Origin of the sequence: Daejeonella sp., assembly GCF_037719425.1 — a bacterium.
In the GTDB taxonomy this organism is placed as follows: domain Bacteria; phylum Bacteroidota; class Bacteroidia; order Sphingobacteriales; family Sphingobacteriaceae; genus Daejeonella.
Genome location: NZ_JBBJNI010000015.1, coordinates 10099 through 27390 on the forward strand (window position 1 = coordinate 10099; position 17292 = coordinate 27390).

General features: G+C 41.8%; 14 protein-coding genes. 7 read left to right on the forward strand and 7 right to left on the reverse strand.

The window, feature by feature from the left end; translation table 11 throughout:
* From WKF69_RS03525 to WKF69_RS03540, 4 genes are all read right to left on the reverse strand, one after another.
* Positions 1-366 (reverse strand): beta-ketoacyl synthase N-terminal-like domain-containing protein (locus WKF69_RS03525; RefSeq protein ID WP_340379527.1); only part of this gene is annotated, 366 nt, incomplete at its 3' end.
* A 67-nt stretch (positions 367-433) separates the two neighbouring features.
* Positions 434-802: a four helix bundle protein gene (locus WKF69_RS03530; RefSeq protein ID WP_340379528.1), complete on the reverse strand. Its 369-nt coding sequence runs from the start codon at positions 800-802 to the stop codon at positions 434-436.
* A gap of 41 nt (positions 803-843) precedes the next feature.
* Positions 844-3249 carry a 3-hydroxyacyl-CoA dehydrogenase NAD-binding domain-containing protein gene (locus tag WKF69_RS03535; protein WP_340379529.1) on the reverse strand — a complete coding sequence of 802 codons (2406 nt, stop codon included), beginning with the start codon at positions 3247-3249 and terminating at the stop codon, positions 844-846.
* A 40-nt stretch (positions 3250-3289) separates the two neighbouring features.
* Positions 3290-3727 carry a MarR family transcriptional regulator gene (locus WKF69_RS03540; protein WP_340379530.1) on the reverse strand — a complete coding sequence of 146 codons (438 nt, stop codon included), beginning with the start codon at positions 3725-3727 and terminating at the stop codon, positions 3290-3292.
* 177 nt (positions 3728-3904) lie between these two features.
* On the opposite strand from WKF69_RS03540, the gene WKF69_RS03545 reads away from it, so the two are divergent.
* Both WKF69_RS03545 and WKF69_RS03550 read left to right on the forward strand, forming a co-directional pair.
* A complete protein-coding gene (locus WKF69_RS03545; RefSeq protein ID WP_340379531.1) occupies positions 3905-4306 on the forward strand; it encodes a hypothetical protein in 402 nt (133 codons plus the stop codon).
* 68 nt (positions 4307-4374) lie between these two features.
* Positions 4375-4896 carry a hypothetical protein gene (locus tag WKF69_RS03550; protein WP_340379532.1) on the forward strand — a complete coding sequence of 174 codons (522 nt, stop codon included), beginning with the start codon at positions 4375-4377 and terminating at the stop codon, positions 4894-4896.
* A 131-nt stretch (positions 4897-5027) separates the two neighbouring features.
* Here the strand turns inward: WKF69_RS03550 and ggt are convergent, their stop codons facing one another.
* From ggt to WKF69_RS03565, 3 genes are all read right to left on the reverse strand, one after another.
* Positions 5028-6734, reverse strand: a complete 1707-nt coding sequence (ggt, locus tag WKF69_RS03555) for a gamma-glutamyltransferase (protein ID WP_340379533.1) — start codon at positions 6732-6734, stop codon at positions 5028-5030.
* Positions 6724-8493 carry a long-chain fatty acid--CoA ligase gene (locus WKF69_RS03560; RefSeq protein WP_340379534.1) on the reverse strand — a complete coding sequence of 590 codons (1770 nt, stop codon included), beginning with the start codon at positions 8491-8493 and terminating at the stop codon, positions 6724-6726. Before WKF69_RS03560 ends, ggt begins: the two co-directional genes overlap by 11 nt.
* Positions 8494-8889: 396 nt before the next feature.
* Entirely contained in the window at positions 8890-10689 is a 1800-nt protein-coding gene (locus tag WKF69_RS03565) for a PDZ domain-containing protein (protein WP_340379535.1), read from the reverse strand.
* A gap of 125 nt (positions 10690-10814) precedes the next feature.
* Between WKF69_RS03565 and WKF69_RS03570 the strand changes: the two genes are divergently transcribed.
* From WKF69_RS03570 to WKF69_RS03590, 5 genes are read left to right on the forward strand one after another with little or no spacing between them, the layout of a single operon-like run.
* A complete protein-coding gene (locus WKF69_RS03570) occupies positions 10815-11252 on the forward strand; it encodes a MarR family transcriptional regulator (protein WP_340379536.1) in 438 nt (145 codons plus the stop codon).
* Positions 11253-11273: 21 nt separating this feature from the next.
* Complete coding sequence (locus WKF69_RS03575) at positions 11274-12362, forward strand: efflux RND transporter periplasmic adaptor subunit (RefSeq protein ID WP_340379537.1); 1089 nt, start codon at positions 11274-11276, stop codon at positions 12360-12362.
* A 3-nt stretch (positions 12363-12365) separates the two neighbouring features.
* Positions 12366-15479, forward strand: coding sequence for an efflux RND transporter permease subunit (locus WKF69_RS03580; protein WP_340379538.1), 3114 nt, complete (start codon positions 12366-12368; stop codon positions 15477-15479).
* A gap of 37 nt (positions 15480-15516) precedes the next feature.
* Positions 15517-16830 carry a TolC family protein gene (locus WKF69_RS03585; RefSeq protein WP_340379539.1) on the forward strand — a complete coding sequence of 438 codons (1314 nt, stop codon included), beginning with the start codon at positions 15517-15519 and terminating at the stop codon, positions 16828-16830.
* A gap of 54 nt (positions 16831-16884) precedes the next feature.
* Positions 16885-17277: a response regulator gene (locus tag WKF69_RS03590; protein WP_340379540.1), complete on the forward strand. Its 393-nt coding sequence runs from the start codon at positions 16885-16887 to the stop codon at positions 17275-17277.
* Positions 17278-17292: the final 15 nt, after the last annotated feature.

Consider the following 17292-nt stretch of genomic DNA (forward strand, 5'->3'; position numbering starts at 1 on the left):
CGACATAATCTCAACCCCGCCTGCAACAATACAATCGGCCATTCCTGATCTAATCTTAGCTGATGCTATTGCGATGGTTTCCAGCCCCGAGGCACAATATCTGTTAACGGTAACACCCGGCACTTTATCTGTGTCAAGCCCCATCAATGATATCATACGGGCAATGTTCAGGCCTTGTTCTGCCTCAGGCGTAGCATTTCCCACTATCACATCATCGATTTCTTCTTTATCAAGGTTCGGTACTGCTGCAACCAGATTCTTTATTACTTCCGCTGCCAACTCGTCGGCTCGTGTAAAACGGAATACGCCCCGAGGTGCTTTCCCTACTGCTGTTCTATATGCGGCTATTATATATGCTTCTTTCATGTTATGAGTCGTTGAGATATGAGATGTGAGATATGAGATAATACCAAACGAACTCAGATCGTAGCATTTATTTAATTGAAGATTTCTTAATGAGCATCTTTTGGAGCCCGTAATTCATTTTCTGTAATTCATCGATTTGCAAAAGCAAAATTTTAAGATCTTCATCCGTAACTAATTCTAATTTGTTTGCGATCACTAGCTGGGTTTGAAGTTCGTAAGAAGAACCGTTTGCAATCCCCAAAAAATAATTAAACTCTTTCGGAGAAATTCTACCTGCTCCTTCCGGTATATTAGATGATATTGATACTGCAACCCTACGTGATTGAGAAGTTAATCCGAACTTCTCCTCCGAAGGAAAACGCGAAGTAGTTTTGTAAACTAACACCGCCAATTCAATAGCTTTCTTCCATATTTTAAGCTCGTTGAGGTTATTCATTCTGTCTTCTCATATCTCAAGTCTCATATCTCGTATCTCTCCTAATTTCTCAATGGCTTTCCTTTCGTTAAAATCGACTGGATGCGTTCCAGAGTTTTCTTCTCACCGCAAAGTGATAGAAACACTTCACGTTCGAGATCAAGTAAGTATTGCTCTGAGACAAGGGTTGGAGATGAGAGATCACCACCGCACAAAACGTAGCCTAACTTTTCGGATATCTTTTTATCGTGCTCTGAAATGAAATTTCCGGCGAACATCGAATTAGCTCCGGCGTAAACAATTCCCATTCCCTGCTTTCCTAGAACCCGGATGTCCTTTCTTTGAACAGGCTTGGTGTAACCCGCATCAGCAAGTTCTATGGCTTTCTCCTTTGCATCAGCAATAAGCCTGCTGCGGTTCATAGTTATACTGTATTTATCTTTTTGGAGATAACCAAGCTCGTAAGCCTCAACGCCTGATGTTGAAACCTTGGCCATACCGATAGTTAAAAAACGGTCTCTTAAAGCCATCTGTTCTATTTGTCCGTCTTTGAACTCGTCGGATATACGTAAGGCGAATTCTTTGGAACCCCCTCCGGCTGGGATTAATCCTACGCCAAATTCCACGAGGCCCATATATGTTTCTGCGTTTGTTTGAACATGGTCTGCGTGCAGACACAATTCACAGCCTCCACCCAGGGTCAAGTTATGAGCAGCAGCAACAACTGGTATTGACGAATACCGAACCCGCATCATAGCATTCTGAAACATGCGAATCGCAATATTGATTTCATCCCAATCCTGTTCAACAGCAGCCATGAAGATCATTCCAATGTTTGCTCCTGCAGAAAAATTAGCTCCGTCATTTCCGATAACAAGACCACGGTAGTCTCTTTCTGCGAGATCCAAAGCTTTATTGAGCCCCTGGATTACCTCACCACCGATGGTATTCATTTTGGTGTGGATCTCAAGATTCAGTATTCCATCGCCGAGATCAAGAATTGTAGTGCCGGAGTTTTTCCAGATGGTTTTGTTTTCGCGGATATTGTCAAGGATTATAAAATCATCGGTACCCGGAACAGCGATATATGACTTTGATGGAATATCATAATATTTCTTAGCTCCATTCTCGATTTTATAAAAGGACGTGTTTCCAGCTTCAAGCATTTCCTGAACCCATGGTGCAGCTTGATTGCCATGCTTTTTCATCCCTTTAAGAGCATCACTAATCCCTAACGAATCCCACACTTCAAATGGGCCCAGTTCCCATCCGAAACCGGCTCGCATAGCATCATCTATCCGATATAACTCGTCAGAAATTTCCGGGATCCGATCAGAGACATACTCGAACAAGCCAAAGAAAGAAGTCCGAAAAAAATCTCCGGCCTTATCCGTTCCCTGCGCGAAGACCTTCATTCTCTCACGAATATTTTCAACGGCTTTCGTAGCCTCCAGAGTCGGAGACTTTATTTTTTGCTGCGGCTTGTATTCGAAAGTCTTGAGGTCAAGAGCAAGAATCTCTGACTTGCCATCCACGTCTTTTACTTTTTTATAAAAGCCTTGTTGTGTTTTATCCCCCAGCCACTTGTTCTCCTGCATCTTTTTGACGTAAGCGGGTAACTCGAACAGATCATGGGCCTTGTCATCGGGCAGATTATTATGCAAGCCGCCCGCGACATTGATCATGGTATCTAAACCAACAACATCTGTTGTCCGGAAAGTGGCAGATTTAGGACGGCCAAGAGCGGGGCCTGTATATTTATCAACTTCTTCAACCGTGAGATCCATTTTCTCAACGAGATGTAACAAGGACATGATGGAGTAAACACCCACACGATTGGCAATGAAGGCTGGAGTATCTTTACAAAGAACAGTGGTCTTACCAAGGAACTTATCTCCATAGTGCATGTGGAAATCGATAACCTCTTGTCTTGTTTCAGGACCTGGAATAATTTCCAGCAAACGCAGGTAACGAGGCGGGTTAAAAAAGTGTGTTCCACAAAAATGAGCACGAAAATCATCCGACCTGCCTTCAGCCATTAAATGAATCGGAATGCCAGATGTATTTGAGCTAATAAGTGTTCCCGGGGTTCGGAATTTCTCAACTTCATCATAGATTTGCTTTTTAATATCCAGTCGTTCCACAACAACTTCAATGACCCAATCACAACCGGCAATATCTTTCATATTGTCCTGAAAGTTGCCGTTGGTAATATTACTGACAACTTTTTTGCTGAATATTGCTGAAGGATTCGATTTGAGAGTATTTTCCAGAGCCGAATTTACAATCTTGTTCCGCAAAACTTTGTTGTCAAGGGTCAAACCTTTTCCCTGTTCCTCCTCAGTAAGTTCGTTTGGCACCATGTCAAGCAGCAGTACCTCTGCCCCTATATTGGCAAAGTGACAAGCAATCCGGGATCCCATTATACCCGAGCCCAGTACCGCTACTTTCCTGATCATTCGTTTCATCTTAATTCAATTTCAAGTTTTACCAGCCGCCGTGTGGCGGCTAGTAATACTGAGGTTTATAATCAGAGGTTAGTTGATTTATTTTGTTAAGGCTTTTTATCAATTGAAGACGCTCTTTGTCGGAAATATGGGCGTTCAGATATTCGTTAAATTTCTTCACCACATCCTTCGCAATCTGTCGCTTTTCAATTCCAAAGGGAGTTAAAAATATTTTTACAGATCTTTTATCTGCCGGATCTGTTTCGCGATAGATCAATCCCAGCTCCTGCATATTATTTAGCATCCGCGAGAGGCTTGTAGATTTTACACCAGAAAGCGTGGCGATCTGTGAAACAGCTGTACCTTCTTCGTGTATATTTATAAGCATATAACCAAGAGCTTGAGTAATACCGTATTCCGCAGCAATCTGATTATATTTATTAGCAACTGTTTGCCAAACGATCTTTAAAAAATAATCTACAGTTTCTTCTGGTTTCATCAAACAAATACTATGCAAGCATAGCAAATTTATAAATAGAAATTTAATATGCAAGAATATTGGTGATTTTATTATTCCCGAATAGTGTTAGATCGTCGATAGTAACGATCCTGGTTTAACACCTTTTTGATTATCGATAAGTCCTACCTTTGCAGTGGTCAAAAAAAGAACTGGATTATGAAAAACAAAAAAACTTATATAATCCTCGCGATATTGGTGATGGTAGGTGTGATGATCTGGAATGTCGTAAATGAGCCTGGAATCAAAGACCTACAGGGTGATTTTAAGGAGGTCGCCTTTATACGGAATGAACAGAATACAGGGCCGGTGATACGTGTATATGCCGTTATAGTTCAGGGCGAGCCCTGGAAAGAAATGGAGCAGTACGGGAACTACATGCCGCATACGAAATATGGAACGACGAAAATATATTTTTTCCAGGCTGATAGGCCCTATCCTTCTACACTCGCATTAGGAGACAATAATATCCCAGAAGAGATGAAAGAAAACTGTCTTGCGATCTACGAAAAAGATGGAATGAGCCAGGTTAAGCTTCAAAGATATCCCTTTAGAAATTAGCAATCTGCACCGGTAAATCCGCGATATTGATAATTAACCCTATTTTAGTTTTACAAAATAAAGATTAAATGAAAGATAAAGGTTTGCGTTTCCTGATCTACCTGGTTCTGACGGCAGCCTGGCTTTATGTTATGCGCACAATGACGGCTCCCCTTGATCCGGGCCTGATTTTGGATTTTGAATTCATAGGAACGGCAAAAGAATCAATAAGCTTTCTGGCCGGCTTGAGAAATTCGGGTCAATTGGATCTGCTAACCCGAGGCATATTTCTGGATTTCATATTCCCATTTTTATATGGAGCAACATTCTTTTACGCCAGCGCATGGGTTTGTCAGAAATTGCCCAAAGGACATATTTTCAATAAATTCAGAGCCATCAGCATATTAACTATCGCCGCGGTTATATGTGATTTCCTTGAGAACTTGTCACTTCTCAAACTTGTTTATTATCCTCCGGAAGACTTCTATGCTTACTTAGCATACTTCTTCGCATCCGCCAAATTCGCTTTGCTTGGGCTTGTATTGGTGCATTTTATCCTAAGCGGCCTGATCGTAATTACTGATTCAAAAAAAACATCAGCAAAGACTTAGGCGGCTTCCCTCGTCAGACAAAAAAAAAGCCCTTTCCGTCCAGCTCCATTGAATCTTATAATCCTATAAATCCTAATCCAGACAAGCTCTTCGTAAGCATCCAGCATCCTATGAACCCATTAAATTTTAATCTACCAGCCTAATTTGGTATCGTCTCCTCTAGGATCCGCGCCACCTTCATAATAGCCCCATTTGGTCTTAAGGATTGCATCGACTCTACCTATCGCTCCTCGTTCCTTGAACTTGTAGCCTTTTTGGGTAAGCCTTACAACTGTCATACTATCTAAGCCTTTGCTTTCCATCACAACTTCATCCGGAAACCATTGGTGATGGAATCTCTTTGCTGTAACGGCTGACTGCATGCTTTTGTCAAAATCGACAACATTCAGGATAGTTTGAAAAACGGAAGTGATAATGGTGGACCCTCCTGGGGTTCCCACTACCATAAATAATTTACCGTCCTTTTCGAGGATAGTTGGTGTCATCGCGCTCAACATCCTCTTATTTGGTTGTATTGAATTAGCTTCACCACCAAGCAGACCATACATGTTGGGTGAGCCCGACTTAACAGAGAAGTCGTCCATCTCATTATTAAGAAGGAAACCAGCGCCTTTTACGAATACTTTAGATCCATAACTTCCATTGATAGTTGTTGTTATTGAGACCGCATTGCCAGCCCTGTCTACAATAGAAAAGTGCGTGGTTTCTTCACTTTCTTTAGGCACTTCGCCCGCTTTTATGTCGGTACTTAAAGTAGCTTTATTCCAGTTGAAGTTACTCATACGGAATTTGGAATAGATAGGCAGAATCAAGTATTTCTGCGGTACTATATAAAAATCAGGGTCTCCCAAATGTGATGCTCTGTCGGCATATACTCTTCGTTCTGCCTCTACCATTACCTGAACTGTCGAATCTGAGTTGTAGCCCCAGCGTTTCAGCGGAAATGGTTCAACCGAATTTAACAGCTGAAGCAAAGCAATTCCACCGCTTGATGGAGGCGGCACTGTTATTACTTTGTGATCTCTGTAAGTTCCAACAATTGGCTCACGCCAAACTGCATGATAATTTTTCAGGTCTTCTTTGCTTATCAATCCACCACCTGATTGCATTTCAGCTACGATATGATCTGCTACCACACCCCCATAAAATCCTTCACGCCCATTGTCGCGGATCAATTCAAGGGTATTGGCAAGGTCTTCCTGAACCCAGAGCTCCCCCGGGGTCCATTTATCTTTTATATAATAAGATTTTCCTGGATTGTATTTTTTAAAGCTGGCTTGCTGTCCTGCGAATTCTCCGGCCTGGTTCTCGGTTAACAGAAATCCCTGGCGAGCGAGATTTAATGCGGGCTGAACTACTTCAGCCCATGTTAGTTTACCATATTTAGCATGGGCCTGAACCATGCCGTCCACACTTCCGGGAACGCCGGCGGCCAAGTGGCCATACAGACTTTTGGCAGTTATTGGATTCCCCGCAGTATCGAGGTACATATCACGGAAAGCTTTTCCTGGCGCTTTTTCCCTAAAATCAAGAGCTGCTACATCACCATCTGCAGAACGATAAACCATAAAACCACCGCCGCCGATATTTCCTGCATTAGGATACACTACCGCAAGTGCAAATTGTACTGCCACGGCGGCATCAACGGCATTTCCACCCTTTTTAAGGATATCGAGGCCTACTTTCGAAGCAGACGGATGAGCTGAAACAACCATCCCGTTTTTATATTCTTCACTGTTATTCTTTCCGATTTGTCCACCGACACAAGACGACAGAAAAATAACAGCAAGAATGACCGCCTTTAGACTGCCAGCGAATTGAATTTTATTAGTTTGCATTTTTGTATAGTTTCTCAACCTGTGATTTATATTTTTCTAAAATAGCTTTTCTTCTAAGACTTAGCTTGGGAGTTAACTCACCCCCATCGATACTCCACTCAATCGGTAGTAACTCAATTTTTTTAACACGTTCCCACCCACCAAATTCCTGATTAAACTTCTCCATTTCAGACCATATCTTATCCATAACCCGTGGATCTTTTATCATTTCCTGATTCGTAGTATATGGGATTTCCTTTCGTTCGCACCACTTCTCCAGGGCTGCGAATGACGGTAGTACGAGAGCGGCCGGGAAGCGCTCGTTTTCTCCAATCACCATTACCTGCTCGATAAAAGTAGACTCTTTGAACTTATTCTCGAGTATCTGGGGCGCAATATATTTCCCACCGGCTGTTTTAAATATTTCCTTTTTCCTGTCGGTGATTCGAAGATATTGACCATCAACGATCTCACCAATATCCCCGGTATGAAAGAATCCGTCCTTATCAATCACCTCAGCACTCAGATCCGGACGATTATAATAACCTTTCATTACGTTCGGCCCTTTGCAGAGAATCTCACCATCTTCAGCAATTTTTACTTCGACATCCTTTATCGTTCTTCCCACCGTGGTAAATTTCGCCTCTCCCTTTCGAAGACCGTTTACATTAATAACCGGCGATGTTTCGGTCAGCCCATAGCCTTCCAATACCGGCATACCTGCCGCCCAGAAAACCCGGGCGAGCCTTGGCTGCAAAGCTGCCCCTCCCGACACAATTGCCATAATATTTCCGCCCAAGGCCTCTCTCCATTTACTAAAGACCAATTTATTGGCGATCTTTAACTGAAATTCGTACCATGGTCCGTTTTTTCCGTCCATTTCAAAATTAAGGCCCAGGTTTAAGGCCCAATAAAATAACTTGCGCTTTACGCCTGTGAGCTGAGATCCTTTTTCGACAATGCGGTCATAAACCTTTTCAAGAAGCCTTGGAACGGTGGTAAACCCGTGCGGTTTAACTTCTGAAATGTCAGCGGCGATGGTATCCATGCTTTGCGCATAGTAAACCGATATTCCCAGGTACAGATACATATATATTACCATGCGCTCAAATACATGCGATAACGGCAAAAAACTAATTGCTTTTGTAAACCCAGCTGGATATAACTTTGAGGATTCACGGACATTGGTTACCAGATTATTATGAGTAAGCATTACACCTTTAGGAGTTCCAGTCGTGCCGGAGGTATATATTAATGTTAAGAGGTCGTCTGGTTTAATTTCTTTACGATATGTTTCAAGGTCTATAGATGCATTCTCCTCTCCTAACCTCAACAAATCCTTCCAGTTCCGAATTCCCGGCACATCATCAAACGTATAAATTTCAAAATCAGCTCCGTCCCGTGTCTTAACTGTATTTAACTTGTCGTACAACAATTTATCAGAGACAAAAACGATTCGTATATCAGCGTCCTTTACAATAAACTTTATATCATTCTCTGCCAGCGTGGGGTACATTGGAACCTGTGTGGCTCCAATCTGCATTATTCCGAAATCACAAATATTCCATTCCGGCCGGTTTTGCGACATGATGGCAACTTTATCGCCTTTTTTGATACCCTTTGCGATGAGACCGTGGCTTACTGAGTCTACTTCATTTAAGAATTGGTCGGTTGAGTATTTGATCCATTCGCCATTTCTCTTTGTGGCCACAATATCTTCCTTATTGAATTTCTGTGAAGAAAGTTTCAAGAGATCAAAAACACGGGTTATTTCGGCCATAATTATAATAGTATACTTTTTAGCAATTTAACGAAAATAAGCTTGAGCTATAAGAAAATTTAAAGTGGCTTAGAAGGGTTCTTCGTGTTGCCTAACAGGGTGATCCTTCGTTCAAAAAGCATTTTGAACGAAGGATCACCTTACAAGACCCCTACCAGACCCCTACCATCGCTAAGGATGTTCCTGCCAATCTGAGCTTACTAGTGTAAACGGCAATCTAAAAAACAGATGACATACGTTAATTACTTAACCCGCGTTATACATTATTATCTCTAAAGAAAATTTAGATATAAATTCGATGTGCTGGCATTGTATTTGAACGTCTGTGCAAAAAACAACAAACATGAAAAAGCTACTATTACTCTGTTAACTGCTGGAAGCTGCTTTTTTGTTTTATTATAATTTTAGCCATCTTTTCCTGACACTCATCTGGCCGACCGACGCTCCTTCTATCGCGGAAATGCTATACTTAACTGCAGGGTTCTTTCCTAACAAAACTTCGATGACCTTGTCCTGACCATCCCTTACTACCGACACTTTTACCTTATCACCCACACGCCTGCCCGTGATGTGTTTTAGCATATCTTTATTCCCTGTCGTTGTTTTACTAATGATATAATCGTCAATAGATAAAATCTCATCGTTTACATTCAGACCATCGTTCCATGCCCCGCTTCCCCGGGCAACCTGGGTAATTATCATTCGCCCTTCCTTTAGCGCTGTGGTCACTCCTAAATAAGGCTCGGTTATCTCATTTGCATCGTTTTTTATTGAAAGGCCCGCATAATTAAAGTATTTGTTGTAATCGATGGTTTTGAGCCCTTTAACATAGTCATCGTAAATATTTTTAAATGAGTGTCCTGCAATTTTCTCAGCCATTGCCTTAAACTCGCTGTCAGTATATCCGCGTTGGCGTTTTACATAATATTCATCATACATTGCCTTCATTACATCATCCAGCCCGGCTTCCCCTTTTGTGGAATGAATAATTTCCAGATCCATTATTAACGCTATCATTGAACCCTTACTGTAATAGGAAATAGTCGAATTCGGAGAATTTTCATTTGGACGGTAGTGTTTTATCCACGCATCAAAACTAGCATCACTAACAGATTGGATCTTATTACCCGGTTGGTTTTCAAGCGTGCTTATCGAGCTAGCCAGATTTGCTATAAATCGTTCAGGGCTTTGAAGACCTGCACGTTGCGTGAACACGTCCTGATAATAGGCGGTGAATCCTTCGGCGATCCACAAATTAGTTGTATAATTTTCTTCATCATAGTTAAAAGGCCCCAGAGCAATGGGACGAAGTCGCTTTACATTCCATAAATGAAAATATTCATGAGATACCAGCCCCAAAAATCGTAACAAGCCGGCCTCAGTGTTATATGCATTCCGGGTTGCACCCAGAACCGTAGAATTTAAATGCTCCAGGCCGCCGCCGCCTAGATTGAAGTTATGAACTATAAAAACATAGCGCTTATTGGGGTTGACTCCAAACACTTTTGTCTGTTCGTGAACGATTTTCGCCATGTCGCGCTTCAGAACCTCCTTGTCGTAGTTCCCGCCTCCATACATTGCGACTTCATGGATAATACCTGCAGCCGTAAAGTCAAAAATATCCTGATTGCCAACTTCAATCGGAGAGTCATATAAAATATCGAAATCAGCAGCCGAGTAAGTGTTTTCTTTAGATGGCACCTTCTCGAGCCCCGTCGATATCTTACTCCAGCTTTTATATGGAATAATTGTTACAGTAGAGGGCAATTTAAGCTTTCCTGCCGGATACAAAAACAATCCTGCCGGGGATAAGAAAGCATGGGATTCATCAACGAAACTTGTGCGAACGGAAATCTCAAAACTATAAACACGATAATTCACTTTAATGGTCGAATTTTTCGATGTATTAATTTTCCAGGTATTTTTGTTGACCTTGTTAAAACTCAACGCGCCTCCCGATCCATGTACATGAAAGTCCTCCACATTTTTTGCGAACTCACGAATAAGATATGATCCGGGCGTCCAAACAGGCATTTTAAGCTCTACCTGGTCTTGTTTGAGGCCAGATATCTCCATTTCAATGTCAGCGTAATGGGCCATTGGCTCCAGAAAGGAAACTTTAAAAGTTATTTTCTCCTGAGCACTTAATGTGGTTGCAATGATGGTCATAAAGATCAAAAGGAATGTAGATTTCATAATAAGGATAAATTCCAAAGATAGGTTTCGTGATCAAGTTTTTTTGATTAGGGCTTATCTCTGGCTGTAAAATAGTTGCTACAACAAACTGATTTTGAACTATACAAATAGCTTTGTGTAGGATTATGGAAGAGCCTCTTGCCCAAGCGTTAACAACGGTGACCAAAAGATATCTGTATGGGATTTCTAAAAGCTTACTTCATCTATCTATAGACAGGTATCACTACGTTTTAGTTTTAATTGATGCGCATCAAGAAGCTTTATCGCAAAAAGGACTGTCTGAATTACTACATATTGACAAATCATATTTTGTAAGTATGCTCGATTATTTGGGTGAGAAAGGATATATCATTCGCGAGAAAAACCCAAATGACAGGAGAGAGCAGCGTATAAAACTTACATTAAAGGCCCGAAAGGACCTGCCTGTTATACGGCGAGCCATTGAAGAGTTGAACAACCTTTCACTCAGGAACATAAACGACGCGGACAAGATAATTTTCGCGCAGGTGCTCCGCAATATTCAGGATAATTTATTAGATATTGTACCGAAACCGATCAGTTGAAATACCGCAATGATTAAACATATGAAGACCAAATACATAGTATATGCCCTATTGATAATTCTATTCGGTGCTTTTGTTGCTTATAGGATTAAAGCTAATAGTCAACGGGGAGATGCTGGCGGACGAGGTGGAGCTGGTCCGGGCGGCCCCGGAGGGACAGGTGGCTCTCCTGTTCCTGTAAATGGAATTGTTATAACATCTAAGAGCTTTTCCAATTCCCTTTCAGTAACTGGTTCGTTAGAGGCTAATGAGCAGATTGAGATCCGATCAGAAGTATCGGGCATTATTAAAGGGATTTATTTCAAAGAAGGAAGCAGTGTTAGACGTGGACAGACACTTTTAAAAATCAATGATATCGAATTACAAGCGCAATTATCTCAGGCCCTAACGCGTGAAAAGTTGGCTTCCGAAACAGAATTGAGAGCCAGTATGCTTCTAAAAAAGGAAGCCATCAGCAAGGAAGAATACGACATTGCTCTTGCAGATAAAAGATCACTACAGGCAGCAACCCGCCTTATACGGGCTCAAATCTCACGAACTGTTGTTGTTGCTCCATTCAGCGGGCGTATTGGCTTGAGGACTGTCTCTGTGGGTGGGTACATTACGCCTTCTAGCGTCGTAGCCAGCCTCAGTAGCATCGACCCGGTAAAGATCATTTTTTCAGTTCCTGAAAAATATGCGCAACAAATACGGAACGGTTCACAAATACACTTTACGGCGGCGGGTAGTGCTAGTAGAAATACTGCAACGGTGTATGCAATAGATCCGGGAATTAATGTAAGCTCAAGAACTTTGCAAATTGCTGCGAGGGCTTCAAACCCATCCGGCTATTTACTTCCTGGCTCATTCACAAAAGTAGATTTACCCCTTGCGGAGATAAGAGATGCAATATTAATCCCTTCTGAAGCTATAGTGCCGGTAGAGCGCGGTAAAAAGGTATTTATAAGCAAGAATGGTAAAGCGACTGAGGTTCTTATTGAAACAAGTACCCGAACCGAAAAAGAAGTTTTAGTAACCTCTGGCTTAAGCATTGGTGACACGCTTTTAATAACCGGAATTATGGCTCTTAAACCTGAAAGTCCGGTAAAAGTGAAGATCCCTAAAAATTAAACTATGAGTTTATCATCTACCAGTATAAAAAGGCCGGTTCTGACAATTGTTATGAACCTCATGCTTGTGCTCTTTGGAATTATCGGCTTCACGTTTTTAGGCATACGGGAGTTCCCTTCAATTGATCCCCCGGTAATTTCTGTAAGAACCAGTTATTCTGGAGCGAACTCAGATGTAATTGAATCTCAGATCACCGAACCACTGGAAACGGCGCTCAACTCGATAGATGGTATACGTAATATTACATCATCCAGCAGCCAGGGCTCAAGCAATATAACAGTCGAATTTACTCTGGACAAAAATCTGGAGGAAGCAGCGAATGATATCCGGGACAAGGTGTCGCAAGCGGCCAGGAGCCTGCCGCAGGACATCGATGCACCTCCTGTAGTGTCTAAGCAGGACGCCGATTCTCAGCCTATAATGATTTTTACGCTGCAAAGCAACACCCGAAGTTCATTGTCGCTGAGTGATTATGCCGGTAACGTTATTGTACCAAGATTCCAGACTGTTCCAGGCGTGAGTAGCCTGAATATATACGGTGAAAAAAGGTACGCGATGCGCTTGTCAATTGATCCAAATAAATTATCTGCGTATGGCCTTACACCGCTAGACGTCAGGAACGCCCTTGTTAGAGAGAATGTAGAACTGCCATCCGGAAAATTGACAGGCGATAATACAGAACTTGGGATTAAGACGATTGGAAACCTTAATACTGTTGAAGGATTCAATAACCTGATTTTAAAAACCGACTCCAACCGGATCACACGTTTCAGTGATGTGGGTGAAGCGATGTTAGCTCCTGAAAACATGGAGAGTATTATGAGGGAATCTGGAACGCCAATGATTGGCCTGGCTATTAGCCCACAACCCGGCACCAATTATCTGGAAATTTCTAAACTTGTTAATGCACGTTATGAGCAGATTCTGAAAGAACTTCCAAAGGATATCCAGATGGAGCTTGTTATTGACAACACGGTTTTTATTAAACAATCGGTAATAGAAGTTTCTGAAACGATCCTCATTTCACTTATCCTGGTAATTTTAATTATTTACCTGTTCTTCAGGGATTGGAGCATTGCATTCAGGCCACTTATCGACATTCCCGTATCCCTTATTGCTACTTTCTTTATTATGTACATATTCGGATTTTCCGTTAACGTACTTACTCTTCTAGCCATCGTGCTTGCTACCGGACTGGTCGTCGATGATGGAATCGTAGTAACAGAGAATATTTATAAGAAGGTCGAGGAAGGTATGTCACCATTCGAAGCTGCAATAAAAGGTTCCAATGAAATTTTTTGGGCGGTAATCTCTATTTCCATAACCCTGGCAGCAGTTTTCCTTCCGGTGATCTTCCTGGAGGGCTTTGTAGGCAGGCTGTTTAGGGAATTTGGAATTGTGATCGGGGCCGCTGTTCTTATTTCAGCTTTCGTGTCGTTAACCCTGACCCCGATGCTTAACGCGTACCTAATGAAAGGCGGGGTACAAAAGAAGTCAAAGTTCTATAATCTTACTGAACCTTACTTTGTGAAAATGACTACCGGCTATTCTGACTCGCTGAAGGATTTCATGAAAAAGCGCTGGCTCAGTTTTCCAATAATTGCAGTATCTATAGGTATGATCGTACTCTTTTGGGTTCTTTTGCAAAAGGAAACAGCACCATATGATGATCGAAGCCTTGTTAGTGTACAGGCCAGTGCCCCGGAGGGTGCCACCTTTGAATACATGGACCGATTCATGCTTGAACTTGCCAAGGTGGTAAATGACTCCATCCCCGAAAAAAAGATCAATATTGTTTATACATCTCCAGGGTTTAGCGGTTCGGGCTCAGCCAACTCAGGATTTATGAGGCTTGCCCTAACAGACCCGGGTGACCGGAAACGCAGTCAGAAAGATATTGTGACCGCACTTAGTAAAATGACTAAAAAATACACTACAGGCCGTACACTTGTGACGGAACAGCCAACCATCGCTGTCAACAGAAGGGGCGGCTTACCAATACAATTTATTATTCAGGCTCCTAATTTTGCGAAATTACAAGAAAAAATACCTGAATTTATGAGCCAGGCCTCTCAGGATCCTACATTTTCCAGCACAGATGTTAACCTGAAATTTAATAAACCTGAGATAAATGTTTCTATTGATCGTGACAAAGCTCAAAGCCTTGGCGTTTCTGTTCTGGATGTAGCTCAATCACTCCAGCTGGCTCTCAGCGGCCAACGTTTTGGCTATTTCATTATGAATGGTAAACAATACCAGGTAATGGGACAATATGCAAAATCTGATCGCGACGATCCTATGGATCTTACTTCGACATTTGTAAGAAATAACAAGGGCGAGTTGGTCCAGCTTGATAACCTTGTAACGGTTGAGGAGCGAAGCAGTCCACCACAATTATATCACAATAACAGGTTCTTATCAGCTACAGTATCCGCGGGATTGGCTCCAGGAAAGAGCATTGGTGATGGAATAGCAGCGATGGAGGCGATCAGGGATAAGGTTTTGGATGACACCTTTTCGACCACACTGGGTGGTGAATCAAGAGACTTTCAGGAAAGTTCATCAAATACACTTTTCGCATTTGGATTAGCTTTGCTTCTGGTGTACCTAATCCTCGCAGCACAGTTTGAGAGCTTTATAGATCCGTTTATAATTATTATAACAGTTCCTATGGCTGTCGCCGGAGCATTTTTGTCACTTTGGCTATTTGGCCAAACCTGGAATATCTTCAGCCAGATTGGGACCATTATGCTCATCGGGCTGGTTACAAAAAACGGTATCCTGATCGTTGAATTCGCTAATCAGTTAAAGGAAAGAGGGATGCCGCTCAAAGAGGCCATCGTAGAAGCTTCTGTTGCCCGGCTAAGGCCTATTCTTATGACCAGTTTAGCGATTGCTCTGGGCGCCTTACCTATCGCCTTAGCTCTGGGTGCTGCAGCCAAAAGTAGGATGAGCATGGGGATAGTCATCATTGGCGGAACTTTATTCTCGCTGGTGCTTACGCTCTACGTGATTCCTGCAATTTACTCCATGTGGTCAAAGAAGCATAAAGCACTTCCCGTGATCCATGAAGAAAATGAAACGAAAAAAGAAACACTTGAGCTTGCGCACAACTAAACAGATTAATTAAGCAGACTCGCTATCCAATTTACCAATGAAGTGGAACACAATAATTTTATATCTATTTATAGGTCTACTTGCAAGTCATAGTGTTAGGGCCCAGGAAAGATTAACATTAGAGAGAGCTGTACAACTCGCTCTTGAGAATAATTACGACATCCGAATCAACCGTAACGACATTGAAATTGCTAAAACAAATGTGAGCAGGGCAAACGCCGGCATGTTCCCTATTGTGACAGGAAATTTCAGCACTAATAATACAAATTCAAACACTACCCAAACCCTATCCAGCGGTATAATACAAGAACGCAACGGCGCCAAAAATTCGAATTTATCGTATGGACCGGTATTTAACTGGCAGATCTTTGACGGTTTTGGGATGTTTGCACGATACGACCAGCTTAAGGAACTGCAACGGTTGGGTGAAACAAATTTCAGACTTATCGTACAAACTACTTTGGCTGATGTGGTAAATAACTACTACTATCTTGTACAACAACAACAGCAAATAAAGGCGTTGAATGGCGCGGTGGGTATTTCCAGGCTAAGGTTAAAGAATTCACAAAACCGATACCTGATCGGAAGGGCAGCAAAGCTAGAAGTGTTGGCCGCGTCTGTTGATCTAAATACAGATACAACAAATTTATTAAGGCAAATAGACCTTTACAGGGGTACTAAAATAAGGCTGAATGAATTAATGGCCAGAGATATTTCCACGGATTTTACTGTCTCAGATACCATTATTATCCAAAATAAAATTCTGCTTGCTGATTTACAAGCTTCTGCAACCCAGCAAAGCCCGGACCTGCAGGTCGCTTTGATAAACAAGCGCATTGCTGAATTTAATTTGAAACAGGTTAAAGCAGGCCGTTACCCTAATGTTTCCCTAAATTCCGGATACAATTTCAATAAATCAACGTCAGAACTTGGCTTTGCGCGGAGCTCTGTCGGGCGGGGATTTAACTATGGCATGAGCGCATCCATCAATATATTTAATGGCTTCCTTCAGAAACGAAATGAGAAGATTGCTTCGATTGAAATCGATAACGCACAGCTTGAATACGAAAAACTTAATCAGAATATTTCAGCTCAGCTAACTTCGATATATCAAACCTTTCAAACCAATCTGGAATTGGTACGTCTAGAGCAACAAAACCTTGAGGTTGCGCGGCAGAATCTGGAGATAACTATGGAGAAATTCAGGTTGGGAAGTGTAGCTCCGCTTGAATTCCGGGAAGCACAAAGAAATTATATCGACGCCAGCGCGCGTTTCACTAATGCACAATATCAGGCTAAACTTGCAGAAGTTTCCCTTCAACAGCTTTCCGGGACATTATCGCTTGAGTAATGTCTAAGAATACGATTATTTGCTAAAGTGCAAAGATTTAGTATTTTTGATTGGATGAATTCGTATCGATACAAAAATGTTCTTCTCATAGACGATAATCACATAGATAATCTGATCAATCGTAAGATACTCGATAACGCTAACTATGCGGAAACAATTACCGTCATAGATTCTCCTGAAGATGCATTCGAATTTGTACGGGATTCTTTAACTACGGGCAATGATATTCCTGAAGTTATATTCCTTGATTTAAGAATGCCGATAATGAATGGATTTGAATTTCTAAAATCCCTTCTTGAACTCCCGAATTTAAAACCAAACTTAATTAAGATCTTTGTCCTTTCTTCGTCTCTTGACCCAAAGGATATTAAACGAATAAACGAAAATCACCTTGTATCAAGGTTTATAGGCAAGCCCCTTACTAACCAGATACTTGAAGAAATATAAAACCTGCATGAGCTC